Source organism: Actinomycetospora sp. 2LY8.5, from assembly GCF_057180585.1.
Genome location: NZ_JBXUHE010000018.1, coordinates 22741 through 48084 on the forward strand (window position 1 = coordinate 22741; position 25344 = coordinate 48084).

The window sequence follows — 25344 nt, forward strand, 5'->3', positions numbered from 1 at the left end:
TCAACGGGTCACGTCGCCCATGGGTACGGGGCGGTCAGGCGTCCTGAGGGCCGAGGGAGGGGTGCAGCATCATCCCGTAGGCGGCGGCCTGCATCCCGCCCGCGCGCGACGACCACTCGCTCTTCGTCACGGTGTAGGCGAACAGGCCGTCCGGCCCGAGCTCGGTGCCGACACCCGACTCCTTCCGGCCTGCCATCGGGGTGCGCGCCACATCGATGGCGCCGGCGTCGTTGATCCACACCAAGCCGGCCTCCAGGCGGTCGGCGACGGATCGTGCCCCGTTCTCGTCCTGGCTCCACACCGAGGCCGCGAGACCGTAGCGGGAGTCGTTGGCCTTCGCGACGGCATCCTCGACGCCGTCGTACGCGATGACGGACAGCACGGGACCGAAGATCTCCTCGCGCGCCACCCGCATGTCGTTGGCGACGTCGCGCAGCACGGTCGGCCGGTAGTAGTGCCCCCCGTCGGGGACGCCGGTCGGGCGTGCTCCGCCCGCGGCGACCTTGGCGCCCTCGGTCACCGCGGACTCGACGAACGTCTCGATCTTCGCGAGCTGGTCGGCGCTGTTCACCGGACCGACGTCGGTGCCGTCGCCGAGCGCCGGACCGACCGTCAGCCCATCGGCGTAGGCCGCCGCCGCGGCGACGGCCTCGTCGTAGAGGTGAGACGGGACGAGCATCCGCGTGGTGGCCACACAGACCTGCCCGGCGTGCATCATCGACGAGAAGACGGTCCCGCGGACCGCGAGGTCGAGGTCGGCGTCGGGGAGCACCACCGCGGGCGACTTCCCGCCCAGTTCCATCATCACCGGGGTGAGGTTGGCCGCGGCACTGCGCATGATGTCGCGGGCGACCGCCGAGCTGCCGGTGAAGGTCAGGACGTCCACGTCGGCGTGCCCGGCGATCGCCCGCCCGGTCTCGGCGCCGCCGTGGACGACGTTGAGCACGCCGGGCGGGATGCCCACGGCCTCGCAGGCCCGGGCCAGTTCCTGCACGCCGACCGGCGTCGTCGGCGCCGCCTTCATGACCACGGCGTTGCCGGCGAGCGCGGCGGGCGCGAACTTCCACACCGCTTCGTACATCGGGAAGTTGTAGGGCACGAACGCGCCGACCACGCCGAGCGGCTCGCGCGTGAGGCGCCACTGGCCCGGGAGCGGTTCGTGCTGGTCGAACACCTGCGGCGCCGCCAGCAGGCCCTCCATGTCCGCGAACGAGCGCAGGTTCATGACGGGGCCGTAGACCTGCAGGGCACCGCAGAGCTTCGCGGCCGTACCGGTGTCGGTGGCCAGCGAGACCGTCAGCTCGCTCATTCGCATTTCGAGGTGCGCCGCGACCGCGCGCAGCTTCTCGGCGCGCTCCGCCACCGGCATCCGGCGCCACGGACCCTCGGCGAACGCACGCCGCGCCGCCGCCACCGCTCGGTCGACGTCTTCGGTGGAACCGTCGGCGAGCCGAGCGAATGCCGCGCCCGACGAGGGGTCCTCGACGTCGAGCCAGCGGCCGGACGCCGCCGGCTCCCAGCGCTCCCCGATCCGGTGGAGCAGGTCCTCGGTCACAGGGTTCGTCCTCCGTGGTGATCTGGGCAACACCTGAAAACTTACGGCCGAAGGTTTTCGATGGTCAAGGAGTAGCCGACCCGCTTCCTTCCGTGACCTACAACATTTAGGTTAGGCGTGTTCGAGTGGAGGGAGCCGACGATGGCCTACGTGGTGGCCGAGCCGTGTGTCGACGTGCTGGACCGGTCCTGCATCGAGGAGTGTCCGGTCGACTGTCTCTACGAGGGCGGGAGAATGATGTACATCCAGCCCGACGAGTGCGTCGACTGCGGCGCGTGTGAACCGGTGTGTCCACAGGAGGCCATCTTCTACGAGGAGGACCTCCCCGAGGGCATGGAGGCCTTCGCCGAGGCCAACGCCGACTTCTTCTCCGAGCTGGGCTCGCCCGGTGGGGCCGGGTCGGTCGGCAAGAGCGAGCGCGACGTCGCCCTGGTCGCCGACCTGCCCGCCCGCACCGAAGCCTGAGCCGATCACCGAGCCGATCACCGAGCCGATCACCGAGCCGATCACCGAGCCGATCACCGAGCCGATCACCGAGCCGATCACCGAGCCGGTCACGCCGTCGGCGGGCGGCGGCCGGCGACCCGCGTCGTGCGCTTCGGCCGCGACGCCCCCGACTTCCCGCCGACCCGTGACCCGCTGTCGCCGTTCTTCCGCACGGGCCGCAGCCGAGCGGCCCGCGCCGACGGGGCCGGCACCTCCTCCGGTGCGCCGTCCGCGGTGTCGTCCGCGGTGTCGTCCGCGGTGTCGTCCAGAGCGGTCGACGGCTCCTCGATGGCCTCGCTCGCCGTGCCCGCACGCCTGAACCCGATCGGCTCCCGGGCCTCCTCCGGGCTCTGCTCGGGGCTCTGCTCGGGGCTCTGCTCGGGGAGCGGCCGGGGACGCGGCGACGGTCGGACCGTCACTGGGCGGGCCGGCGAGATCGCCGGCAGCGGGCTGGTCTCGGGGCTCGGGTCGGGAGTCGGCTCGGGGGTGGGCGTCGGCCGTCGGAGCGGGGTCGTCGGCTCCGCAGCGGCGACCGCCGCAGGGTCCCTCGGCGCCGGGGCGTCGGGCTCCTCGTCCCGCGGCTCCTCGTCCCGCGGCTCCTCGTCCCGCCACGCGTGGCGGCCTCGCGACGGAGCCGGTGACGAGATGTCGGGCGCGTGTTCGCGCACCACCACGGCACGCTCGGGCGGCGTCGCGGGATCCGCCTCCTCGGCGACCTGCTCGGCTCGGGGCGCGCCGGTCCGCACGCTCGAACGGATGCGGCTGCGCCCCCGATCCGTGCGCCACCGCGAACCCGTCGGGCCCCCGGCGGCAGCATCGGCCACCGTTCGCGCCGCGCGGCGGCCGACGACCAGTCCGAGAGCGCCCGCGATGGTGAGGACGACGGCCGGCAGCCCATAGCTGATCACGAGCTGGGTGCGACCGGCCTCGACGAACAGCGCGGTCGCCCACGTGTAGCCGAACCCGATGGCGAGCAGGAGGCCGGAGATCGCGTTGATCGCGCGCGAACCGAGGTGGTCGGCCAGCGTGGACGTCAGGCGTTCCGTCGCCGGCCGGTGCGCCACACGGGCCGTGGCGGTCGCCCTCTCCCCAACGGTGTCCGTCATCCGAACCCCTTCCCGCCGGGCCTCGACGCCGTGGCCCGGATCACGTGGGAGCGGAGGCTAGCGGAGGCTCGAGACGATGAGACAACCGGCGTCGATTGTCACGTCTTCCGCAAGGGCTGCGCCAGGAAGCCGGGCAGCGCGAAGTCGCGGAGGAGCGTGCGGGTCTCGGCCCACTGGGTCTCGGTCGGCTCCGGGCCCAGCGTGGCGATGAAGGTGGCCTGAACGTGGATGAGCCACGACATCGCCGTGGTCATGTCGACGCCGTCCCGCAGCTCGCCACGATCCCGGGCCCGCTCCAGGACCGGCTCCCATATGCGCCGGGAGAGGCGGTGCGCCGTGTCGGAGCGCACCAGGCGCTCGGCGCCACCGCTGTCTCCTCCGGCGAGCAGCTCGATGACGACCCGGTCCTGGCGCCCGCGGTCGATGAGGAACAGCAGTCCCTCGAGCAACCGGGTCTCGAGGTCGTCGAACCGGGCCAGGTACTTCTCGGCCCGCTCCATCAATCGCTCCGAGCGGCGCATCGTCACCGCGACCGAGAGCGCGTCGCGGTCCGCGAAGTAGCGGTAGAGCGTCGGCCGGGAGAGGCCGGCGCGGCGGGCGACGTCGCCCATCGACGTCTTCGCGACGCCCCAGTCCGCGAAACACGCCTCGGCGGCGTCGAGCAGTGCGTCGCTCGTCGACCTCGTCGCGACGTCCTGCTGCGGTCTCGACACGATCAGCCGTCTCCCTCCCCGCGCTGCGACCCCCGCCGACGCGTGACCGTCCATGATGCCCACCTCCGGCCCGCCGGCGTGCACGTCAGGGCCGGTGCGGCGATGAGCCCGGTCACTCGTGCCGCGGTGTCCACGCTGCGCTCCGCATCCTCGGTGGCGAGCCTCGGGTCCGCCATCAGGAACGATGGCGAAAAACATGACCCAAGTCACAACCCGTAACGCGAGACGGATGACGTCGTTTGTCTCGATGACAAGCCACGCAGTGACGGTCCCGACACGGCCGTCCCGTCCGTCGATCAGACGCCGGCGATCCCGGCGCCGACGGACGGCGTGCGCTCAGGCAGTGCAGAAGACCCAGCGGCCGCGCGCGCGTCAGCGCCGGCCGCGAACGCCACCGGCGTGCACGGTTCACGGCCTCCTGCGGAGACGCTCCCCACCGTCTCCTCCGCGGGGGCGACCGGTCGGAAGGAGATGCGCGCGGCCATGCTGTTCCGCCAGAACCCCGAGGTGTCGTCGTGACGGCGCCCTCGGCGGTCCAGAAGGCGACGAAGCCCGTCGGCGGCTTCATCGCCTTCACCCTCGACACGTTCGTCGCGATCTTCAAGCGACCGTTCCAGTGGCGGGAGTTCATCCAGCAGACGTGGTTCGTGGCCAGCGTCAGCCTGGGTCCCGCGATCCTCCTGGGGATTCCGTTCGTCGCGCTCGTGACCTTCCAGTTCAACCTGATCCTGGTCGAGATCGGCGCGATCGACCTCTCCGGCGCGGGCTCCGGGTTCGCGACCATCACCCAGATCGGGCCGGTCGCCACCACGTTCATCATCGCCGGGGCGAGCTCCACCGCCATCTGCGCGGACATCGGCGCCCGGAAGATCCGTGAAGAGCTCGACGCCATGGAGGTGCTGGGCATCGACGTGGTGCAGCGCCTCGTCGTACCCCGCGTGCTGGCAACGGCGCTCAACGCGTTCCTGCTGAACGGCGTCATGATCCTCATCGGGCTCACCGGGGGCTACGTCTTCGGCGTCTTCCTCCAGGGCGCGAGCCCCGGGCAGTACATCGACTCGCTACGCCTGCTCGTCGGCTTCCCCGACCTGGTGCACGGCGAGATCCGCGCTGTCGTGTTCGGCGTGGTGGGGGCGCTCGTCGGCTGCTACCGCGGCATGAACTGCGCGGGCGGTCCACGCGGCGTCGGCAACGCGGTGAACGAGACGGTCGTCTACACGTTCCTCGCCCTCTTCCCGATCAACATCATCCTCACCCAGGTGCCGTACTCCCTGGGCATCGTCGGAGGCCACTAGTGAGCAACGCGACCGGCAGAGGAGTGACTGTCGCACGCCGCGTCGCCGGCGCCCCGCTGCGGCTGCTCGACGACCTCGGTCACCAGGCCGCCTTCTACGGGAGCTCGATCGGCTGGACCTACAAGGCCGTCGCCCGCTACAAGAAGGAGCAGGTCCGGCTCATCGCCGAGGTCGGCATGTCGTCCGGCGCTCTCGCGGTCATCGGCGGGTCGTCGGTCATCTCCCTGTTCATCACGCTGTTCGCCGGCGTGACCGGTGGCGTGCAGACGTTCGACGCGCTGCAGGACCTCTCGCTCGAGGCCCTCGGCGGCTTCGCGTCCGCGATCATCAATCCGCGGCTGCTGACGCCGATCGTCGCCGGGGCCGCCCTGGCCGCCACGGTCGGCAGCGGCTTCACCGCCCAACTGGGCGCGATGCGGGTCGCCGAGGAGATCGACGCTCTCGAGGTCATCGGCGTCCGGTCGCTGCCCTACCTCGTGACCACGCGCCTCGTCGCGGGGATGATCACCATCGTCCCGATCTTCGCGATGTCGATGGTCGGCGCGTGGGTCGGCTGGAAGCTCACGCAGGTCCAGTTCTTCGGGCTCTCCGAGGGCACCTTCAACCACTACATGGACACGTTCATGCAGTGGCAGGACATCCTCTACTCGTTCGCCCAGGCGGTCGGCATCGCCGTCGTGGTGATCCTGATCCACACCTACTACGGCTACACCGCGACGGGTGGCCCCGCGGGCGTGGGCGAAGCGGTCGGCAAGGCCGTCCGCACCTCCCTGATCGCGGTGCTGGGCGTCGAGCTGTGCATCTCGATGGCCCTCTACGCCGACTCCGACGCCTTCCGGATCTCCGGATGAGCGCGCCGGGCGGGACTGATGCGGGCCGGAGGATCCCGGTCCACGAGCCGTCGACCTGGGACCGGACCAAGTACAAGCTCTACGGCGTCGTCCTCCTCGTCGTCGTCGTCGGGTTCGTGTCGATCTGCGCGGCCGTGTACGCGAAGGCGTTCGAAGACGTCGACACCGTGACCCTCGACGCCGAACGCGCGGGCCTGCAGATGTACCCCGGGAATCGGGTGCAGCTGCGCGGCGTGGACGTCGGCGAGGTCGACTCCGTCGAGGCCGTCGGCACCGGCGGCGTGCGCCTGACACTGAGCATGTTCCCCGACCAGATGGCCAACATCCCGGCCAACGTCGGAGTCCAGCTCAACCAGCAGACCGCTTTCGGCGCCAAGACCGTGAACCTCCTGGACCCGGACCGGCCGGCGGGCGAGACCCTCCGGCCCGGTGCCCGGCTCGCCACCGACGCCATCACCGTGGAGGTCAACAACCTCTTCGACCGCCTCGACACGGTCCTCGCGGCCGCCCGCCCCGCTGACGTGAGCGCGATCCTCGGGGGTCTCGCCAACACCCTCGACGGGCGCGGCGGGGAGCTCGGGCAGACCGCCGAGGAGCTGTCGGCCTACCTGCGCCGCTTCAACGGGAACCTGCCGCAGCTGCAGCGCGACTTCGCCAAGGGCGCCGACGTCGCGAACCTCTACGCCGACGTCGTCCCCGACCTGCTCGGGACCCTGGAGAACGTCCGAACCCCGAGCCGCACCCTCGTCGAGCAGCAGGCCCAGCTGGACAGCTTCCTGTTCGCGCTGACCCGATTCGGGCACGTGGGCAACGCCTTCTTCGCGCGCAACGCCGACGGCATCGTCAACACCGCCGCGGATCTGCGCTCGATCACAGGCCTGCTGGGCGAGTACTCGCCACAGATCCATTGCTTCGTCAGCGGCCTCGCCGAGACCAATCGGCGCTTGCTGACCCAGCAGGGCAACACGGTGCCCGGATTCGTCGGGAACACGACGATCGAGTACGGCCAGGACGCCTACGCCTACCCGGAGCGGCGCCCGGTGGTCTCCGCCAGCGGCGGCCCGAACTGCAACGGGCTGCCCTACATCGCCGGTGACGACGTCCCCGCCTCGCTGTCCCGACCCGTGGACGGGGGCGGCGAGGAGACCGGTGGCAACCGGATCCGGACCGCACGGGACCCGCTGGTCGTGACGCTGTTCGGCCCGCAGGCCGCACTGCCCCTGACCACTCCGCCGGTCGCTCCCGGCAACGCCCAGGGCGACCCGGACGGCGTGGAACGCCCCCAGACCCCCGAGGGAGGCAACTGATGGCGCGGCAGTCCGCGCTCGCGATCCGCGGGCCGCTCACCAAGACCGTGCTGTTCGTCGTCGGCACCCTGCTGGTGCTCGGTCTCATCGCGATCGAGCTCGGCGCCGGTGGCGGCTTCCGCGGCCGGGTCGAGTACAAGGCGCTGTTCACCGACACCTCGGGGCTCGAGGCCACCGACTCGGTGCGCATCGCCGGGGTGAAGGTCGGCGAGGTCAGCGACGTCGAGGTCGTGGACAACGTGCGCGGCCTGGTCACCTTCGCGGTGGACCAGGACGTGCCGTTGCCCGGGGGGATCCAGGTGGCCATCCGGTACCTCAACCTGACCGGCGACCGCTTCCTCGAGCTCAAGGACGGCCCGGGCGAGATGCGCCCGCTCGTCGAGGACGCCGTCATCCCGCCGTCGCAGACGTCGCCGGCGCTCGACCTCGACACCCTGCTCGCCGGGTTCTCGCCGCTGTTCGAGGGCCTCGCCCCCGACCAGATCAACAGCCTCTCCACCGAGATCGTCTCGGTCCTCCAGGGGCAGGGCGGGACGATCGAGAACCTCCTGCAGCGGGTCGCGTCGCTGACGAGCACGCTGGGCGACCGCGACCGGCTGATCGGGGACGTGATCAACAACCTGAACACCGTGCTCACCACGCTCGACGAGCGCGGCCCGCAGGTGAGCGCCACGATCAAGAATCTCGACCAGCTCGTCACCGGCCTGGCCGGTCAGCGGGGGCGCCTCGGCGAGGGACTGGACTCGACGCGGAACCTCGTCAACGGCGTCGACACGCTGCTGACGCGGCTGCGCGGCCCGCTGGACGACATCGTCCCGCAGATCGACCGGCTCTCGGGCAACATCGTCGAGCAGCAGGCCGGCTTCGACGCCTCCCTCCGCGACCTGCCCGGCGGCTACCTGCGGGTCAGCCGCCTCGGCTCCCGCGGCAGCACCTACAACCTGTTCATCTGCTCGCTGCGGGTGAAGACCACCGGGCCGACCGGCGCGCCGGTCTACTCCCCGTGGTTCGGCCCCAACCCGGACCTTGAGCGCTGCCAGCCCAACGTCGCCCCGCTGGAGACGCCCGAGCAGAGCAGGGAGCTGGGCCGATGAGAGTCCGTTTCCGCGAGAAGAACCTCACGGTCATCGCGATCGTCGGCATCGTGGGCGTGCTGGCGGTGCTGTTCGGGAGCTTCCAGATCGCCGCCCTGCCGATCGTCGCGGGCACCTCCTACGAGGCGGCCTTCACCGACGCCGGCGGGCTCAAGGCCGGCGACGACGTCAAGGTGGCCGGGACGCAGATCGGCGAGGTCACCGACGTCGAGATCGAGGACGGCCTCGCCCTGGTGTCGTTCACCGCGAAGGACGTGGTGCTCGGTGACCAGACCCACGCGCGGGTCTCGACGCAGACGCTGCTCGGCGAGCGCTTCCTCGGGCTCGCCCCCCGCGGTGTCGCCGAGATGTCGAGCGGGGACCGCATCCCGCTCGAGCGCACCGAGTCGCCCTACAGCGTCAGCCAGGCCATCGAGGACCTGACGTCGCGCACCTCCCAGATCGACAACCAGCAGGTCGGCGCGGCCCTCGACGCGTTCTCCGAGACGTTCCGGGACACCCCCGACGACATCGGCCCCGCGTTCGACGGGATCCAGCAGCTCTCACGGGTGCTCTCGTCGCGCGACGAGGCCCTGCAGCAGCTGCTGGCGCGGGCGGAGAACGTCACCGGGCTGCTGCGTGACCACACGCAGAACGTCACCTCGATCATTCAGCAGGGCAACCTGTTGCTGGGCGAGCTGCAGGCTCGGCGCGAGACCATCCGCGCTCTGCTGGCGGAGACCATCCGGGCCGCCGACCAGGCCTCGGCGTTCATCACCGAGCAGCAGGACCAGCTCAAGCCGGCCCTCGACGAGCTCAACCAGGCCATCGCCGTCCTGCGCCGCAACGAGGGCAACATCGTCTCCGCGGTCCAGCGGGTCTCGTCGTTCATCACCGGCCTCGGCGAAGGTCTCTCGACGGGACCGCAGTTCAGCGGCGTCGGCGACCTCGGCGCCGTGCCCGGGACCGTGTTCAACCCCGCCCAGTTCTTCACCGGCCTGAGCCTGCCGAACGCAGCCAACCCGACCGGGGGCCTCCCGACGGGCGCGGTGCCGGACGTCGGCGGGCTCCTCGGTGGGGGACAGAGCCAGGGAGGTGGCCGGTGAGCGAGCGGCTCACGGAGCGGCTCCGCTCCACGAACCGGGTCACGACGATCGTGGCCGCCCTGGTGGTGGTGGCCCTGCTGGCCGTCACGGCCGCGGTGGTCCTGACGCTGACCTCGGACAAGACGGGCGTCGCGTACTTCCGCAACGTCAAGAACATCTACCCCGACGACCGTGTGCGGATCGTCGGCGTCGACGTCGGTCAGATCACCGCGATCGAACCCGAGCCGGACCGGGTCAAGGTGACCTTCAGCTACGACAGCAGCTATTCGCTGCCGGCCGACGTGAAGGCCGCGGTCATCTCCCCGACGCTGGTGTCGACCCGCTTCCTGCAGCTGGCGCCGGTGCTGCGCGACGACAGCGAATCCCCGGAGTTCCCCGACGGCGGGACCATCCCGCTCGAGCGCACGGCCTCGCCACTGGAGTTCGACGACCTCAAGGCGCAGATCTCGTCACTGGCGAAGTCGCTCGGGCCGACCGCGCAGGACCCCCAGGGGGCGCTGTCGCGATTCCTGGACGTGGCCGCCGCGAACGGCCGCGGGCAGGGCGCGAACTTCAACCGGACGGTGCGCGAGGCCTCGGCCGCCCTGCAGACCCTCGCGGACGGCCGGGAGGACTTCTTCGGCACCATCCGCAACCTGCAGGTCTTCGTCAGCGGGCTGGCCGCGATCGACAGCCAGATCGTCGAGTTCAACCAGCGCCTCGGCGACGTCAGCGGGCTGCTCGACGACAACAGCGGCGAGCTCGCGGCGGCGCTGGCCTCGGTCGACCGTGCGGCCGGTCTGGTGGACCAGTTCCTGCAGACCAATCGCGAACCGCTCGTCACGACGGTGGACCAGGTCGGCCAGCTCACCCGCACCCTCGCGTCTCAGCGGGACAACCTCGCCCAGGTGCTGCACGTGGGGCCGAGCACGCTGATGAACCTCTACAACATCTACAACCCACAGTCCCGGGCACTGCGCGGCACGCTCGTCGTCGACAACCTGCAGACACCCGCGGACCTCGTGTGCACGGCGATCGCGAACACCACCCAGAGCCCGCTGCAGGCACAGAACCAGTGCGGACAGACCCTCGGTCCGACGCTGAACATGCTGCGCCAGCAGCAGCCGCCGATCGGCGTCAACCCGCTGCGGAGCCCGGGTGTCTTCCCCGTCCCGCAGCCGGGCGTGCCCGAGGGCAATCCGGACCGACCCGCGACGCCGCCGGCGAACCCACTCGACGGGCCACTGATCAGTGGAGGTGGCAACTGATGCGCTGCAGGAGAACCTGCTCGCTGCTCGTCCTGTTCCTGGTCGCCGCCCTGGCCGTCACCGGCTGCCGGTACGACGGGATCAACGACCTCGCGCTGCCCGGCACACAGGGCGGCGAGGACGGCTCCTACGAGGTGTCGGTCGAGTTCGACAACGTCGGCAACCTCGTACCGAACAACCCGGTGCGTGTCGACGACATCGACGTCGGGGTCATCCGCGACATCCGGCTCGAGGGGTGGCGGGCGCTCGTCACGCTCTCGCTCAACCCCGAGGTCGAGCTCCCCGCCAACACGATCGCGCAGGTGGGGCAGGTGAGCCTCCTCGGCGCGAAGTACGTGGAGCTCTCCCGCCCTCGCGCCGAGCCGGCGCGCGGGCGCCTCGAGCGCGGTGCGCGGATCCCCGTGATGCGCACCGGGCGCTACGTCGAGACCGAGGACCTGCTGGCCACGGTCTCGACGCTGCTCAACGGCGGTGGCTTCGCCCAGCTCAAGACCATCACCACCGAGCTGAACCGGGCCCTCGACGGGCGTGCGCCCCAGTTCCGCGAGCTGATCGACCAGACGAACACCCTGATCACCGGGCTCGACCGTCAGAAGGGCGACATCATCCGGGCGATCGAGGGGCTCGACCGCCTCTCCGCCCGCGTCGCCGAGCAGGACCGCGCGCTGCGCGGCGCGCTCGAGGACATCCCGCCGGCGCTCGCGGTGCTCCACCAGGAACGCGAGAACCTGCTGCGATCCCTGGACTCGCTCGGGCGGTTCGGCACCACGTTCCGCGACGTGGTCGACCGCAGCAGCAGCGACCTCGCCGCGAACGTCCAGAACCTCGTGCCCGTCGTGCGGGGCTTCGCCGACGCCGGCGGCGACCTCGTGAAATCGCTGGACCTCCTCGGCACCCTGGTCTTCCCGCTCAGCCGGATGAAGGACATCTTCCGCGGGGACTACGTCAACTTCTGGCTCACGCTGGACCTGACCCTCGGAACGCTCGACAGGAACTTCCTGACCGGCACCCCCCTGCAGGGCAAGCTCGGCGGCCTCGAGCGGGTGCTCGCCGCGGGCACCGGGGCGTCGACGGGCACGATCAACCCCCTCGTGCCCCCGGGCTCCGGGCAGCCTGGGGCTGCGAGCACCGAGCCCGGCGCACCCCAGGGCGGCCAACCGCCGCCGCAGGGTGGGCAGGCACCCGAGGAGCAGGCCCCCGCCATGCAGGCCCCGGCCGGGCAGGGCAGCGGGCAGCCCGAGCAGCCGGACGACGACCAGGGCGGTTCCTCGCTCCTCGGACCCCTGGGGGGCGGCTCGTGACCCGTTTCGTCCGCAACCAGCTCGTCGTCTTCACCGTCCTGACCGTGGTGGCCTTCTCGCTGATCATCTTCAGCTATGTCCGGGTCCCGGCACTGCTCGGATTCGGACGGATGACGCTGACCGCGGAGCTCCCCGTGACCGGCGGGCTCTACCCGAACGCCAACGTGACCTACCGGGGTTACACGGTCGGCCGGGTGACCGACGTCAGGCTCGTTCCCGGCGGTGTGCACGCGGTGATGCAGATCGACGAGGAGTACGCACCCCAGGTCGACAGCCGCACCGAGGTCCACAGCGTGTCCGCCATCGGTGAGCAGTTCATCGACTTCGTCCCGACCGCCGGGGACGGGCCGCGCTACGCCGACGGGGACACGGTGCCGCGGGCGCGGACCTCGGTGCCGCCGTCGGTGGCGTCCGTGCTCGACAGCACGAACGGTCTGCTCACCGCCGTGCAGCCGGGCTCGTTGCAGACCGTGCTGACCGAGGGCGGTGCGGCGTTCCGCAACCTCGGGCCCGACCTCGGGAGCCTGTTGGACAACACGCGCCTGCTCGTGGAGGAGGCCCAGGCGAACTACGGGCCGACCGAGGCACTGATCCGTGACGCGGAGCCCTTCCTCGACTCACAGATCGCCAGCGGACAGGACGCCCGGTCGTGGACCCGCGATCTGCGCGGCTTCACCGCGGAGGTCCGCAACAGCGACGCCACGATCCGCAGCCTGCTCGAGACCGGGCCACCGGCGGCGAACCAGGCCACCGACCTGCTCTCCCAGCTCAGCCCGGTGACCCCGCGGCTGCTGGCCACGACCGACACGCTCGCCCGGCTCGCTGAGGCGTACAACGCGCCGATCGAGCAGGTCCTGGTCGTGTACCCCATGTTTGCCGCAGCCGGCCAGACCTTCGTCCCCGACAACCGCCTCGGGGCGTTCAACTTCAACCTGTCGACCACGGTGAACCAGCCGAACTGCACCTACGGCTGGGTTCCGCCGGGGAAGCCGGGTGGGGCCCGCGACTCCAACCAGCTCGGCGACATCCCGCTGCCCCCGAACAGCTACTGCAAGATCCCGCAGGACGACCCGCTCCAGGCACGCAGCGCACGCCAGCTGCCGTGTTTCGAGCCCGGCTCGCCCCCCGGGCGCCGGGCGGCGCTCATCCAGGAGTGCCGGGGCAGCGGCTACGACCCCGAGGGCACCGGTCCCGAGATCGCGAACGTGCCCGGCCCGAACATCACCGTCCCCGACGGATCGGGCCAGGCGATGGCAAGCCCGCTGGGCGCGCTCGGCGCCCCCGAGACACCCGCACCGGCATCGGAGGAGATGACATGGCAAGGACTGATGCTCGCTCCGACGGGAGCGTGAGCACGGTGAGCACGACCTGGGACGGGTGGGACGACGTCGCCGTCGACCTGCCGCCGCAGGGCACCGCGCGTCCCGCCGACGAGGTCGACCAGGACGACGAGGGCAGCAAGGGCAGCAAGGGCAGCAAGGGCAGCAAGGGCAGCAAGGGGGAGGAGGCCCCGACGACCTCCACCGCGACCGCGACGACCACCAAGGCCGGGCGGCGCTTCCGGCTGGTCGCGACGACCGCGGTCGTCCTCGTCGTGGCGGCCCTGGCCGCCGCGGTCACCGCGGGTGTCCTGTTCGCGCAGGGTCGGACCCTCGAGGCCAACCGTGAGGGCGCGCTGGCGGCGGGCCGCCAGGCCGCCGTGAACCTGACCTCGGTCAACTTCACCACCGCCGAGGCGGACGTCGCTCGTGTCCTCGACAGCGCGACCGGCGACTTCGCGGCGCTCTTCGAACAGAACCTCGACTCGTACACCGGGATCGTCAAGGAGGGCCGCGTCGTCTCCACCGGCGAGGTCGCCGGGGCCGCGCTGCAGACGGTCGGCGGCGACACCGCGCGGGTCCTGGCCGCGGTCAACTCCAAGGTCCAGAACAGCCAGCTCCCCGCCGGGGAGACCCGCAACTACCGCATGGCCATGGACATGGTCCTCGGCGAGGACGATGTCTGGCGCGTCGCGAAGATGGAGTTCATCCCGTGAGCACCTCGGTGACGGACCGCAACGACGAGACCGCTGACGCGGTCGACGACCAGCCGACCGCCACGAGGACCGCGTCGGGCGGCCTCAAGAGCGTCCTCGGCCGAGCCGGTGGCGCCGTGCGTGCGGCCGGCCGGCTGCCCGGCCGAACGTGGTCGGCCGCGCGGGACGAGCCGCGCCGCGCGGCGCGCCTGACCGGAGTGATCCTGCTCGTGCTGCTGGTCGCGGCCGGGACCCTCGGCTGGTTCGCGTGGCAGCAGCGCGGTCTCGACGCCGCCCGGGGCGAGGCCACGGTCGCGGCCGAGCAGGGCCTCTCCTCACTCCTGTCCTACGACTACCGGACCGTCGGACAGGACGTGGAGGCTCGCCAGGCGCTGACCACCGGGCAGTTCCGCGACGAGTACGGCGCCCTCGTGCGCGACGTCGTCACCCCGGCCGCGGCTCGGCAACAGGTCGTCACGCAGACCAGCTCGGCCGGTTCGGCGGTCGAGAGCGACGCCGGTGAGGACCGCGTCACCGTCCTGGTGTTCCTCAACCAGACCTCGACCGTGGCCGGCCAGGCCGACCCGGTGTTCAGCGGCAGCCGGGTGCGCGCCGAGATGGAGCGCATCGACGACCGCTGGCTGATCGCGCGGGTCACCCCCGTCTAGTTCCCGTGTCCCGTCGCCGGCGCCGGAGAGGGCGTCGGCGACGCGGCCCCGAGCAAGGAGGTTCCCGTGCCGGGAGTCGATGTGGAGATCGCGAACCTGTCGAAGTCGTTCGGCAGCTCCAACATCTGGTCGGACGTCACGATGACGCTGCCGGCCGGGGAGATCAGTGTGCTGCTGGGCCCGTCGGGTACGGGCAAGTCGGTGCTGCTGAAGTCCATCATCGGGCTGCTCAAACCCGAGACGGGCTCGATCCACATCCACGGCACCGAGCTGATCACCTGCAAGGCCGCCGAGCTCTACGAGATCCGCAAGCTGTTCGGGGTGCTGTTCCAGGACGGCGCGCTGTTCGGGTCCATGGACATCTTCGACAACATCGCCTTCCCGCTGCGCGAGCACACCCGCAAGGGCGAGTCCGAGATCAAGAAGATCGTCATGGAGAAGCTCGACCTCGTGGGCCTCGCCGGTGCCGAGGACAAGCTGCCCGGCGAGATCTCCGGCGGGATGAAGAAGCGCGCCGGGCTGGCCCGCGCGCTCGTGCTCGACCCCGAGATCATCCTGGTCGACGAGCCGGACTCCGGGCTGGACCCGGTGCGCACCGCGTATCTCAACCAGCTCCTGGTCGACCTCAACGCCCAGCTCGACGCCACCATCATGGTCGTGACCCACCACCTGGGCACCGCCCGCTCGTTGCCGGACAACATCGGGATGCTGTTCCGGCGCAACCTGGTCATGTTCGGCCCCCGCGAGGTGCTGCTGACCAGTGAGGAGCCGGTGGTCCAGCAGTTCCTCCAGGGCCGCCGCGTCGGGCCCATCGGCATGTCCGAGGAGAAGGACTCGGCGCAGATGGAGGCCGAGATGGAGGAGGCGCGCCGTAAGGGTGGCGTGACCGAGTCCGACGAGACCTTCATCGACCCGCAGACCCTGCCGTCCGAGGGCCTGCCCGAGCGCAAGGCGGTGCAGCGGCGCAAGGATCGTGTCATGCAGAGCCTCCACGAACTGCCGCAGAAGGCGCAGCAGGCGATCCTCGAGGACCTCACCCCGGAGGAGCAGCAGCGCTACGGGTACGCCCGTGAGGACGGCGACCTCGACGAGACCCGACCGTTCCACCGTCCTCAGATCTACTGAGCGGGCCGGTGGAGCACAGCCGCCCCGTGACCGTTCCTCCGGAACCGAGCGGCGGCGTGCAGCGTGACATCCTGTCCGCGGCACGCCGCTGCTTCGCCCGGTACGGGGCCTCACGCACGACGATGGGAGACGTCGCCCGGACCGCCGGCGTCTCCCGCCCCACCCTGTACCGCTACTTCGGCGACCGCGACGAGCTCCTCGTGTCGGTGCTGGCGCTGCAGGTCAGGGCCGCGGGCAAGCGGGTCGCCGGCATCCTGTCGTCGAGCTGTCGCCTGGAGGAGAAGCTGACCGAGGGCCTCGGCGAACTGGTGGAGCGCGGACGCCGCGACCCGGTCCTCGCCGGGATGATGCGTGACGACGGCACCTCGCCGTCGCCGGGCGTCGAGCACCTCTGGCAGGTGGCGCTCGGCCTGACCGCCGAGATCTGGTTCGAGACGCTCGACGCGGCCCAGCGCCGCGGCGAGATGCGCGCCGACCTCTCCGTCGACGACGCCTGCCGCTGGCTGGCCGAGGTGCAGTTCATGATGGTGCAGACCCAGGACGGCGAGCGGCCGCTCGGCCGCGACGCCCGCGAGGTCATCGCCACCTTCATCGCCCCCGCGCTGACCCCCTGATCCCGCTCACTGCGGGGTCCACTCCTCGAGGACGCCCTCGGCGAGCAGGCGCTCGATCTCGGTGTCGTCGAGTCCCAGCACCCGGCGCGCGATGTCGCGCGTGTGCTCGCTCTGCTGCGGCGCGGGGCCCACGCGCGGCGCCGGCAGGTGCCGCGAGAGGCCCTCGGCGCCGTGCGCGGGCAGCGGCTCGTCGAACGGTGGCTGCGCCTGGGTGACGAGGAAGCCCCGCGCGGTCAGGTGCGGGTCGTCGCGGAACTCGGGCACGCGCAGCATCGGGCCCGCCGCCACGCCGTGCGCCTGCAGGCGCTCCGCCGCCTCGCCCGGCGTGAGGCCGGCGGCCCAGGCCGCGACCGCCGCGCGGAGCTCCTCGCGCGCGGCCACCCGGCACGCGGCGGTGGCGTAGCGTGGGTCGTCGCGCCACTCCGGGTGCCCGATCGCGGTCGCCAGGCCGGCGAAGGCCTCGTCGCCGTCGACGTCGACGACCAGCCAGTCGTCGTCGCCCCCGGTCGGGACGACGCCCCGCGGCGCGTCGCCGACGCGGTCGTTGCCCTCGGCGTCGACCGAGCCGGGCTGCAGGCCGGCCGCGACGAGCAGGCCCGCCATCTGCGACAGGATGATCTCGGCCTGGGCGATCTCGACGGCCCCGCCGCGGCCCGTGCGCTCCCGCTCGACGAGCTTGGCCACCGCGGCGAGGGCGGCGAGCCGGCCGGCGACGTGGTCGGGGTAGATCGTCATCGCGTCGGAGAACGATTCGCTGTCGTCCGGGTAGCGCCACAGGCCCGACAGCCCGGTGCTCGACCGCACCAGCGGCCCGTAGCCCATCCGCCGCGACCACGGTCCGCTGGCGCCGAACGCGCTGCTGGCCACGGTGACGATGCGGTCGTTGACCGCGCGCAGGGCCGCGTCGTCGAACCCGAGCGACGCCATCGTGCCGGGCTTGAAGTTCGACAGGACGAGGTCGCTGTCGGCCACGAGGCGCAGGAAGAGCTCCTTGCCCTGCGCGGAGCGCAGGTCGATGCCGATGCTGGTCTTGTTGCGGTTGCCCCACGCGAAGCTCGGGGTCATCGAGCGACCGTCGACCGACTGGCGGCTGCCGTCGGGGAACGCCGCGCTCTCCACCTTGATCACCTCGGCGCCGTGGTCGGCGAGCAGGCGGCTCACCTCGGCGCCGGCGACGATCACGCCGAGGTCGACGACGCGGATCCCGGCCAGCGGTTGGTCCGGGTCGGGGGCGCCGGACGGGACGACGGCGACGGTCGCGCGCGGCGACCACTGCGCCCGCACCTCGCCCGTGTGCTCCCCGAGCCCCGGGGCGCGCCGGCGCCGTCCGAGGCGGCCGTGCTCGTCGCCGAGCATCCCCGCGGGCACGGTCGCCTCGACCCCGGGCGCGATCTCGTCGGTGACGAACGATCCGCGGGCGGCGAAGTGGTCGAGCCCGAGGACCTCCTCGAGCGGGTAGACCCCGGCTGCGGGCACGCCGTGCTCCTCGCCCTCGGCCTCGATCTGGGCGCGGGTGCGGGACGCGAACAGCTTCTCGATCAGCGGGTCGATGCGGTCGCGGGCCTCGTAGCGGTCTTTCATGCGCCCGAAGCGCTCGTCGGCGAACTCCTCGGGCTCGCCGAGCCAGCGCCACATGCCGCGCCACTGCCGCGGGGCGAGCACGCAGTAGCGCGCCCAGCCGTCCGCGCAGCGGGCGATCGGGTAGAGGTGGCGCATGTCGGGGCGCCCGCGGTGCTTCGGCGACGAGGAGAGCCCGCCGCGTGCGCTGCCGCTGATGCCGAAGCCGGGGTCGAGGGTCTGCGCGACGCCCTCGAGCACGGAGAAGTCGACGACGTCGCCGTGCCCGCGCCGCTGCGCGGCCCAGTGGTGGAGGACCGCGAACCACGCGGCCTGCAGGGCGGCGCTCTCGAGCGCGAGGTGCTCGGGGGGCAGCAGCGGGGGGCGCCCGGGCAGGCCGGAGCGCGCGAGCACCCCGCCGACCGCGGTGTGGACGTCGGCGCTGCCCCGCCAGCGGGCGCGGGGCCCGGTGGCGCCGAAGTCGGTCACGCTCATGACGACCAGGTGCGGCGCGTGCGCCAGGAGCGCGTCCGGATCGACCGTCCCGCCGTGGAGCACGAGGTCGGCCGCGGCCGCGAGTTCGAGCAGCTCAGCGTGGTCGTCGACCACCACTCCGCGCTTGCTGCTGTTGCGCACGGCGTGGTCGATCGCGACGCCGCGGACGGCCGTCCCCGATCGCCGCGAGGCGCCGCCCTCCGGCGGTTCGACCAGCACGACATCGGCACCCAGCTCGGCGAGGACCCTCGCCGTGATCTCGACCGCGGGCCCGCCGAGGTCGAGGACGCGCAGGCCGTCGAGTGGGCCCGTCGCCGCCGCCGTCACAGCCCCCGTCACTGGGAGGAACGCCCGAGACGGCGCCGCCAGTCGTGCGCGCCGAGGAAGCGCGCGATCTTCGCCTGGGTGCGGCTCTTGCTCGCCACGTAGGGGTACCAGTGCGGCTCGGCCCTCATCCGCACCCGCTCGGAGACGACGGACTGCTCCCGGCAGTACTTGAGCAGCCCGTGGGCGCCGCCGAAGCGGGACCCGACGCCCGACTGCTTCCAGCCGCCCATCGGCAGCGGCAGCTGGAAGGCGGCCATGAGGACGTTGTTGATGTTCACCGCGCCGGCCTCGAGGCGCTCGGCCACGCGCTCGGCGCGGTCGGCGTCGCGGCTGAACACACTGGACGACAGCCCGTAGGGCGAGTCGTTGGCCAGGCGCAGCGCCTCGGCCTCGTCGTCCACCCGCATCACGGGCAACGTCGGGCCGAAGGTCTCCTCGCGCATGCAGGCCATCGTGTGGTCGACGTCGACGAGCACCGTCGGCTCGTAGAACAGGCCGTCCTCGCGGCGCTTCCCGCCGGTCAGGGCCGTCGCCCCCTTGGCGAGGGCGTCGCGGACGTGGCGCTCGACGATCTCGATCTGGTTCTCGGTGGCGATCGCCCCGATGTCGGTCTCGTAGGCCCCGGCGTCGTCCATCCCGGTGCGCACGGCCGACACGCGATCGACGAGCTTGGCGACGAACTCGTCGTACACCGCCGCCTCGACGTAGATCCGCTCGACGGAGATGCACGCCTGCCCGGCGTTGTGCAGCCCGCCCCAGACGGCCGCCCCGACGGCGCGGTCGACGTCGGCGTCGGCGAGGACGACCATCGCGTCCTTGCCGCCGAGCTCGAGGCTCGCCGGAATGAGGCGCTCGCCGGCGCGGGCGGCGATCCGCCGCCCGGTCGCCGTGGAGCCGGTGAAGCTGATCATGTCGACCTCGTCGACGACCGCGGCGCCGGTGGGGCCGTACCCGTTGACGACACCGAGCACCGGTGGGGCGCCGATCTCCTCGCGCCACGCGCGGACCAGCTCGGTCCAGGACAGCGGGGTGACCTCGGAGGGCTTGCTCAGGACCGCGGCGCCCGCGATCAGCGCGGGGATGGCGTCCATGGCCTGGGTGCCGATCGGCCCGTTCCACGGCGTGATCACGCCGACGAGCTGATGCGGGCGCGGGCGGACCTTCAGGCGCTTGGTGGCCGAGGCGGGACCGTGCGGCAGCGAGGAGCGCGGCGCGAGGAACTTCGCGGCGTGGCGCGTGTAGTAGTTGGTGATCTCGGTGGCGATCAGCGTCTCGAACGCGGCGTCGCCCCAGGACTTGCCGGACTCGAGTTGGGCGAGCGAGACCAGCCGGTCCTGATGGTCGAGGATCCAGTCCAGCCAGCGCAGGACGTACCCCGAGCGCTTCTTCGGCCCGAGCTCCTCCCACGCCGGCTGCGCCGCGCGCAGCACCGCCGCTTCGCGGGCGACGTCCTCGGCCGTCGCGACCGGCAGCGTGTCGACGACGCTGCCGTCGGCGGGGCAGTGCACCTCGAGCCGCGGCGGGCCGGCGGTTGCCGTCGAGACGATCTCCTGCTGCTCTGTCGTCACGTGTCGCCCTCCGACGGTGGTGGGACCTCCGAGCGTCGGGCACGATGTTATCTAAAGCCTTTCGGTGAGGACAAGGAGGTTGCCGCTGTGGAGAGCGATCTGCTCGATCGGGACCACGAGGACTACCGCGGTACGGTGCGCGAGTTCGTGCGCCGGGAGGTGGAGCCGCACCTCGACCGCTGGGAGGACGAGCGCCTCATCGACCGTGACGTGTGGCACGCCGCGGGCAAGCAGGGCCTGCTCGGCCTGCAGGTCCCGGAGCGCTTCGGGGGCGCGGGGGTCGACGACTTCCGGTTCCGCTTCGTCGTCTGCGCGGAGCTCGCCCGCGTCGGGGCGTCGTCGTTGCAGTCGGGATTCGCGACCAACGACGACATCGTGCTCGGCTACCTCCTCGGCCTGGCGACCGAGGAGCAGCAGGCGCGGTGGCTGCCGGGGTTCGCGACCGGCGAGACGATCGCGGCGATCGCGATGAGCGAGCCCGGCGCGGGCAGCGACCTGCGCGGCATGCGCACCTCGGCCCGCCGTGAGGGGGACGAGTGGGTCCTCAACGGCTCGAAGACGTTCATCACCAGCGGGATGCTCGCCGACCTGGTGGTCGTCGTGGCGCAGACCGATCCGGACGCGGGCGGGCGCGGCTTCACGCTCTTCGTCGTCGGGAACGACACTCCGGGCTTCCGGCGCGGGCGCAAGCTCGACAAGGTCGGGCTTGCGGCGCAGGACACCGCCGAGCTGTTCTTCGACGACGCCCGCGTCCCGGACGCCGACCGGCTCGGCGAGGTCGGCGACGGTCTGCCGTCGCTCATGCGTAACCTGCCGCGCGAGCGACTCGGCATCGCCGTCGCCGCCCAGACCTCGGCCGAGGCCGCTCTGGACTGGACGCTCGAGCACGTGCGCACCCGCGAGGCCTTCGGCGCCCCGCTGGCGGGCATGCAGACGATCTCCCACGCGGTCGCCGAGATCGCCACCGAGGTCGAGGTCTGTCGCGCGTACATCGACCGCTGCATCCGCGCGCTCGACGCGGGGACGCTCACGGCGGTCGACGCGGCCAAGGCCAAGTACTGGGCCACCGAGATGCAGTGGCGCGTGGTCGACCGCGGCGTGCAGTTGCACGGCGGGTACGGCTACATGCTCGAGTACCCCATCGCGCGCCTGTTTCGCGACGCCCGGGTGCAGCGCATCTACGGTGGCACGAACGAGGTGATGAAGGAGATCGTCGGCCGCGACCTCGCCCGCGCGGTACCGACGGCGTGATCGGCCGGCCCGCGCAGGTCGTCCAGGCCGACTCCGGCCGCGACCCGGCCGAGCTCGCGCCGGCCCTGGGCCGCCGTTCACGACCCGCCCCGCCGCGGACCGTCGCACCACCCTTCGGGCGGCTCGAGCATCGCGCGCGGTTCGACGAGGGCGTCTGACCGCCGATCTCGGGCGCAGGGCTCGACTGCCGCCGAGCCGCGGTCCCGTTGGACGGGCCCTCGCTGCGGCATCGTCACCATTGATCACTGGTCTCGTTATCAATGGCACGGAAGACGATGGCAAGGGGAGTGGGGTATGGAGGTCGACCCGCGGGACTGGCCCGAGGTCGTGAGCCACCGGCGGACGCCGCCGGGACGGCACGTGGGGCGGCGGTTCCTGCTGGTGCTGGTCCCGGCGCTGATCGCGGTGGGCGCGCTGGCGCTCGGCGCGGTCACCGGTGCGGTGCCGGTCGCGCTGGCGATGGAGGGCTCGCAGTCGCTGAAGATCACCGCCGAGCGGGTCGGTACCGAGGCGTTCGGGACGTTCCCCTCGTTCGTGCAGGACGACGACGGCACGCGGCGGCCGGTGGTCGTCGTCGACCTGCGTCGAGTCCGGCTGGCGGGGCTCTGCGCCTCGAGCAGCGTCGACACCCCGGTGGGTACCTATACGTTCCGAGCCACGACCCCATCCGACCGCGAGGTCACCGCGGACAGCTTCCAGTTCGCGCTGCAGAGCGTCGACGGGCTCGGCGCGCTGGGGCGCCGGATCGAGCTCAACCACGAGCGTGCCGCCGAGGACGGCACCCCGATCGACGCGTCGACCGGCGGGCTCCCGCTCACCGCCGAGGGCCTGGCGGTCGACCTGAGCGCGACCGCGCGGTGGGCGACGGTCGACCAGCTCGCGCTCAGCGGCGCGGACGTTCGCGTGGGGCGGGAGGAGCGCCCGTGCCCCTGACCGCCGCACACCGCTCGTCCCGCCCGGTCCGTCGGCACGGGTGGCGCAGTCGTCCGCTCGCGGGTGCGGTCCTGACGATGAGCTCGGGCGCGTGCCTGCTGCTGATCCCCGGCGGGTCGCTCGCCGTCGTGCTGCTGCCCGGTCTCGCCGGCACCTCGGGCTTCCTGTTCGGGTGCGCGCTCGTCGTGCTGGGTCTGTTCCTGCTGCTGCAGCCGCGCAGCCACGCCTTCGCCGGCGTGGCCGCCGTGCTCGTCGCGGTGGCCTCGCTGGTGACCACGAACGTCGGGGGCCTCGGTCTGGGACTCGCGCTCGGCGTGGTCGGCGGGGCGCTCGGGTTCGCGTGGTCGCCGGTCGGTATCGCGTCGGACGGGGATGCGACGCGCCCGATCGCCCGCCCCGGGCGGACTCGCCTACGGTGGCCGTCGCGATGACCGAGTACCGGATCGACGAGCTCGCGCAGGCCGCCGGCAGCACGGTGCGCAACGTGCGGTCCTACCAGGAACGCGGTTTGCTGCCCGCGCCGCGACGCGTGGGTCGCGTCGGCGTCTACGGCGATGCCCACCTGGCGCGCCTGCACCTGATCGGCCGCCTGCTCGGGCGCGGCTACACGATCAGCAACATCACGGAACTTGTCACCGCCTGGGAGCGCGGACGCGATCTCACCGGGATCCTCGGCCTCGAGCAGGCGGTCTCGGGCATCTTCACCCGCGAGCTCCCCGACACGATCACCCGCACGGAGCTCGTCGGCCTCCTGACCGGCGCGCACGGCGAGACCCCGGAGCCCGACGAGCTGGTCGAGACCGCGATCGAGATCGGCCTGGTACACGAGGGCGACGGTGAGCAGGTCTATCGGGTGCCGAGCCCACGTCTGCTCGCCGCTGCCCGCGGTCTCGTCGCCGCCGGTGCGCCGACCGGGGCACTCCTCGCGCTGGGCACCGAGATCCAGAACACCATCGACGACACCGCACGCGGGCTCGTGGAGATCATGACCGACCACCTCCTCGGCGGCCGCGACGCCGACGGGATGCCGACGACCGACGAGATCCCGGCGATGGCCGACTACCTCGACCGCATCCGCCCGCTGACCACCGAGGCCGCCCACGCCGCCCTCGACCAGGCCCTCGACCGCCACCTCGACACCGTGCTCGACGACTACATCGCCCGGCTCGCTCCGCACCTGGGCTCCGGCGACGCCGGCGCCTCGAGCGGCTGATCAGATCATCAGACCGGCGCGACCGCCAGTTCCGGGTGCGCGTCCCGGATGCGCCGACGGGCGATCTTGCCGCTCGCCATCCGCTCGAGCGGCTCGTCCTGGAACACCACGTGGCGCGGCACCTTGTACTTCGCCAGCCGTTTCTCGCACCAGGCGACGACGGCCTCGCCGGTGACCTCGGGATCGGCGTGCACCACGGCAGCCGGCGTCTCGCCGAACTTGGGGTCGGCGGCCGGGATCACGCACACCTCGCGGACGCCGGCCATGTCGGCCACGACGGCCTCGATCTCCGAGGGCGCGACGTTGTAGCCGCCGGTGATGATGATGTCCTTGACGCGGTCGACGATCCGGATGAAGCCATCCGCGTCCCGGATGCCGAGGTCGCCGCTGTGGAACCAGCCGTCGCGCATGACGTCGGCGTAGGCCTGCTCGTTGCGCCAGTATCCGGGCGTGACGCCGGGCCCGGCGACCACGATCTCGCCCGGCTCCTCGGCGTCACAGTCGGTGCCGTCGGGACGCACCACGCGGTGGCGGTTGAACACCGTGCCGCGACCGAACGACTCGGGGCGGGTCAGCGCCTGGTCGGGCGGGTTGATCGACGAGATGCCGCCGAGCTCGGTCATCCCGTAGGCCTGACGCAGTGGGATGCCCTTGTCCAGCCACGCCCGGATCGTCGTCACCTGGGCACGCGCCCCGGCGATGGTGACGAGCTCGAGGGAGGACAGGTCGGCGTCGGCGAAGTCGGGGAGGGCGGCGAGCTGTTCGAACAGCACGGGGACGCCGGCCATCACCTGGATCCGCTCCTCGGCGAGGCGGCGCAGCGCCGTGCGGGGCTCGAAGCCGCGCTCGTAGAAGATCGTGGCGCCGCGGGTCAGCGGGTGCAGGATGTGCCAGAGCAGGCCCGGCGCCCCCGACATCGACAGCAGGTAGATGATCCGCGCGCCGGGGCGCAGGGCGGGCTCGGCGACCGCGAAGTCCGCGATGAGGTTGAAGGTGCTGCGGTGGGTGAACACCACGCCCTTCGGCCGTGACGTCGTCCCGCTCGTGTAGACGATCTGGGAGACGTCGTCGGGGCCGGCGTCCGGGCGCTCGACGGGGTCGCCGGCGACGGTCCGCAGCCCGCTGAACTCCCCGAGCGCCTCGACGGTCACCGGCGTGCCCTCCGCGGCGGCGTGGATCCGGTCGCGGTGATCGACGTCGGTCAGTGCGAAGCGCGGCTCGGCGTCGGTGAGCAGGTAGCGCAGCTCGTCGGGCGTGAACCGGTTGTTCAGCGGGACGACGACCCCGCCGAGCTTGAGCGCCCCGATCGCGGCGACCACCCACTCCAGGCTGTTCGCGCCGATGATGCCGACGCGCTCACCGGCCCGGAGGCCGGCGGCGGCGTGGCGACGGGCGGCCGCGTCGGTCCAGCGATCGAGTTCGGCGTAGGTGACCGTGTCGTGGCCGTCGAAGACGATCGCGGGACGGTCCGGCGCCTGCTGCGCCCACGCGGACAGGCCGTCGGTCACGAGCTCGGTCACGGCGTTCTCCTGGATCGGT

The 25344-nt window shown here is 72.1% G+C and carries 24 protein-coding genes; 18 read left to right on the top strand and 6 right to left on the bottom strand.

Annotation, left to right across the window (positions count from 1 at the left end):
• Positions 1–34: 34 nt before the first annotated feature.
• Complete coding sequence (locus AC2A1K_RS19385) at positions 35–1555, bottom strand: aldehyde dehydrogenase family protein (RefSeq protein ID WP_483897948.1); 1521 nt, start codon at positions 1553–1555, stop codon at positions 35–37.
• A 141-nt stretch (positions 1556–1696) separates the two neighbouring features.
• Between AC2A1K_RS19385 and fdxA the strand changes: the two genes are divergently transcribed.
• Positions 1697–2020 (top strand): ferredoxin, encoded by a 324-nt coding sequence (gene fdxA, locus AC2A1K_RS19390; protein ID WP_483897949.1) that lies wholly within the window; start codon positions 1697–1699, stop codon positions 2018–2020.
• 89 nt (positions 2021–2109) lie between these two features.
• Here fdxA and AC2A1K_RS19395 read toward each other — a convergent pair whose 3' ends face one another.
• A complete protein-coding gene (locus AC2A1K_RS19395; protein ID WP_483897950.1) occupies positions 2110–3147 on the bottom strand; it encodes a hypothetical protein in 1038 nt (345 codons plus the stop codon).
• 98 nt (positions 3148–3245) lie between these two features.
• Positions 3246–3860 carry a TetR/AcrR family transcriptional regulator gene (locus AC2A1K_RS19400; protein WP_483897951.1) on the bottom strand — a complete coding sequence of 205 codons (615 nt, stop codon included), beginning with the start codon at positions 3858–3860 and terminating at the stop codon, positions 3246–3248.
• Positions 3861–4375: 515 nt separating this feature from the next.
• Between AC2A1K_RS19400 and AC2A1K_RS19405 the strand changes: the two genes are divergently transcribed.
• The 12 genes from AC2A1K_RS19405 (at position 4376) to AC2A1K_RS19460 (ending at position 16461) form a co-directional block, all read left to right on the top strand.
• Positions 4376–5155 (top strand): MlaE family ABC transporter permease, encoded by a 780-nt coding sequence (locus AC2A1K_RS19405; protein WP_483897952.1) that lies wholly within the window; start codon positions 4376–4378, stop codon positions 5153–5155.
• Positions 5156–5178: 23 nt separating this feature from the next.
• The gene (locus AC2A1K_RS19410; protein ID WP_483897953.1) at positions 5179–6006 is read left to right on the top strand and encodes an ABC transporter permease; all 828 of its coding nucleotides are present in this window, start codon (positions 5179–5181) and stop codon (positions 6004–6006) included.
• A complete protein-coding gene (locus AC2A1K_RS19415) occupies positions 6003–7313 on the top strand; it encodes an MCE family protein (RefSeq protein ID WP_483897954.1) in 1311 nt (436 codons plus the stop codon). Before AC2A1K_RS19410 ends, AC2A1K_RS19415 begins: the two co-directional genes overlap by 4 nt.
• Positions 7313–8407 (top strand): MCE family protein, encoded by a 1095-nt coding sequence (locus tag AC2A1K_RS19420; RefSeq protein WP_483897955.1) that lies wholly within the window; start codon positions 7313–7315, stop codon positions 8405–8407. Before AC2A1K_RS19415 ends, AC2A1K_RS19420 begins: the two co-directional genes overlap by 1 nt.
• Positions 8404–9492 (top strand): MCE family protein, encoded by a 1089-nt coding sequence (locus AC2A1K_RS19425; RefSeq protein ID WP_483897956.1) that lies wholly within the window; start codon positions 8404–8406, stop codon positions 9490–9492. The genes AC2A1K_RS19420 and AC2A1K_RS19425 overlap by 4 nt, the downstream gene beginning before the upstream one ends.
• On the top strand, positions 9489–10739 hold the full coding sequence (locus tag AC2A1K_RS19430; protein WP_483897957.1) for an MCE family protein: 1251 nt from the start codon (positions 9489–9491) through the stop codon (positions 10737–10739). The genes AC2A1K_RS19425 and AC2A1K_RS19430 overlap by 4 nt, the downstream gene beginning before the upstream one ends.
• A complete protein-coding gene (locus tag AC2A1K_RS19435) occupies positions 10739–12040 on the top strand; it encodes an MCE family protein (RefSeq protein ID WP_483897958.1) in 1302 nt (433 codons plus the stop codon). The genes AC2A1K_RS19430 and AC2A1K_RS19435 overlap by 1 nt, the downstream gene beginning before the upstream one ends.
• The gene (locus AC2A1K_RS19440) at positions 12037–13392 is read left to right on the top strand and encodes an MCE family protein (RefSeq protein ID WP_483897959.1); all 1356 of its coding nucleotides are present in this window, start codon (positions 12037–12039) and stop codon (positions 13390–13392) included. Before AC2A1K_RS19435 ends, AC2A1K_RS19440 begins: the two co-directional genes overlap by 4 nt.
• Positions 13393–13397: 5 nt before the next feature.
• The gene (locus AC2A1K_RS19445; RefSeq protein ID WP_483897960.1) at positions 13398–14075 is read left to right on the top strand and encodes a hypothetical protein; all 678 of its coding nucleotides are present in this window, start codon (positions 13398–13400) and stop codon (positions 14073–14075) included.
• Positions 14072–14722 carry a hypothetical protein gene (locus AC2A1K_RS19450; RefSeq protein WP_483897961.1) on the top strand — a complete coding sequence of 217 codons (651 nt, stop codon included), beginning with the start codon at positions 14072–14074 and terminating at the stop codon, positions 14720–14722. Before AC2A1K_RS19445 ends, AC2A1K_RS19450 begins: the two co-directional genes overlap by 4 nt.
• Positions 14723–14788: 66 nt before the next feature.
• Positions 14789–15847, top strand: coding sequence for an ATP-binding cassette domain-containing protein (locus tag AC2A1K_RS19455; protein ID WP_483897962.1), 1059 nt, complete (start codon positions 14789–14791; stop codon positions 15845–15847).
• Between the two features lie 56 nt (positions 15848–15903).
• Complete coding sequence (locus AC2A1K_RS19460) at positions 15904–16461, top strand: TetR/AcrR family transcriptional regulator (protein ID WP_483897963.1); 558 nt, start codon at positions 15904–15906, stop codon at positions 16459–16461.
• Between the two features lie 6 nt (positions 16462–16467).
• On the opposite strand, the gene AC2A1K_RS19465 is transcribed toward AC2A1K_RS19460, so the two are convergent.
• A complete protein-coding gene (locus AC2A1K_RS19465) occupies positions 16468–18840 on the bottom strand; it encodes a CaiB/BaiF CoA-transferase family protein (protein ID WP_483897964.1) in 2373 nt (790 codons plus the stop codon).
• 8 nt (positions 18841–18848) lie between these two features.
• A complete protein-coding gene (locus AC2A1K_RS19470) occupies positions 18849–20408 on the bottom strand; it encodes an aldehyde dehydrogenase family protein (protein ID WP_483897965.1) in 1560 nt (519 codons plus the stop codon).
• A gap of 87 nt (positions 20409–20495) precedes the next feature.
• Between AC2A1K_RS19470 and AC2A1K_RS19475 the strand changes: the two genes are divergently transcribed.
• The 5 genes from AC2A1K_RS19475 (at position 20496) to AC2A1K_RS19495 (ending at position 23805) form a co-directional block, all read left to right on the top strand.
• On the top strand, positions 20496–21659 hold the full coding sequence (locus AC2A1K_RS19475) for an acyl-CoA dehydrogenase family protein (protein WP_483897966.1): 1164 nt from the start codon (positions 20496–20498) through the stop codon (positions 21657–21659).
• Positions 21656–21817, top strand: coding sequence for a hypothetical protein (locus AC2A1K_RS19480; protein ID WP_483897967.1), 162 nt, complete (start codon positions 21656–21658; stop codon positions 21815–21817). The genes AC2A1K_RS19475 and AC2A1K_RS19480 overlap by 4 nt, the downstream gene beginning before the upstream one ends.
• Positions 21818–21953: 136 nt before the next feature.
• Complete coding sequence (locus AC2A1K_RS19485; RefSeq protein WP_483897968.1) at positions 21954–22592, top strand: DUF6230 family protein; 639 nt, start codon at positions 21954–21956, stop codon at positions 22590–22592.
• Complete coding sequence (locus tag AC2A1K_RS19490; protein ID WP_483897969.1) at positions 22583–23023, top strand: DUF6114 domain-containing protein; 441 nt, start codon at positions 22583–22585, stop codon at positions 23021–23023. The genes AC2A1K_RS19485 and AC2A1K_RS19490 overlap by 10 nt, the downstream gene beginning before the upstream one ends.
• Positions 23020–23805 (top strand): MerR family transcriptional regulator, encoded by a 786-nt coding sequence (locus AC2A1K_RS19495; protein ID WP_483897970.1) that lies wholly within the window; start codon positions 23020–23022, stop codon positions 23803–23805. Before AC2A1K_RS19490 ends, AC2A1K_RS19495 begins: the two co-directional genes overlap by 4 nt.
• Positions 23806–23813: 8 nt before the next feature.
• Here AC2A1K_RS19495 and AC2A1K_RS19500 read toward each other — a convergent pair whose 3' ends face one another.
• Positions 23814–25325, bottom strand: a complete 1512-nt coding sequence (locus AC2A1K_RS19500) for a class I adenylate-forming enzyme family protein (protein ID WP_483897971.1) — start codon at positions 25323–25325, stop codon at positions 23814–23816.
• Positions 25326–25344 lie beyond the last annotated feature (19 nt).

What these genes read in the sequence shown, in the direction of transcription:
- AC2A1K_RS19415 (WP_483897954.1), top strand. Translation starts at nt 6,003, where the DNA reads ATGAGCGCGCCGGGCGGGACTGATGCGGGCCGGAGGATCCCGGTCCAC.
- fdxA (WP_483897949.1), top strand. Translation starts at nt 1,697, where the DNA reads ATGGCCTACGTGGTGGCCGAGCCGTGTGTCGACGTGCTGGACCGGTCC.
- AC2A1K_RS19395 (WP_483897950.1), bottom strand. Translation starts at nt 3,147, where the DNA reads ATGACGGACACCGTTGGGGAGAGGGCGACCGCCACGGCCCGTGTGGCG.
- AC2A1K_RS19485 (WP_483897968.1), top strand. Translation starts at nt 21,954, where the DNA reads ATGGAGGTCGACCCGCGGGACTGGCCCGAGGTCGTGAGCCACCGGCGG.
- AC2A1K_RS19425 (WP_483897956.1), top strand. Translation starts at nt 8,404, where the DNA reads ATGAGAGTCCGTTTCCGCGAGAAGAACCTCACGGTCATCGCGATCGTC.
- AC2A1K_RS19435 (WP_483897958.1), top strand. Translation starts at nt 10,739, where the DNA reads ATGCGCTGCAGGAGAACCTGCTCGCTGCTCGTCCTGTTCCTGGTCGCC.
- AC2A1K_RS19420 (WP_483897955.1), top strand. Translation starts at nt 7,313, where the DNA reads ATGGCGCGGCAGTCCGCGCTCGCGATCCGCGGGCCGCTCACCAAGACC.
- AC2A1K_RS19495 (WP_483897970.1), top strand. Translation starts at nt 23,020, where the DNA reads ATGACCGAGTACCGGATCGACGAGCTCGCGCAGGCCGCCGGCAGCACG.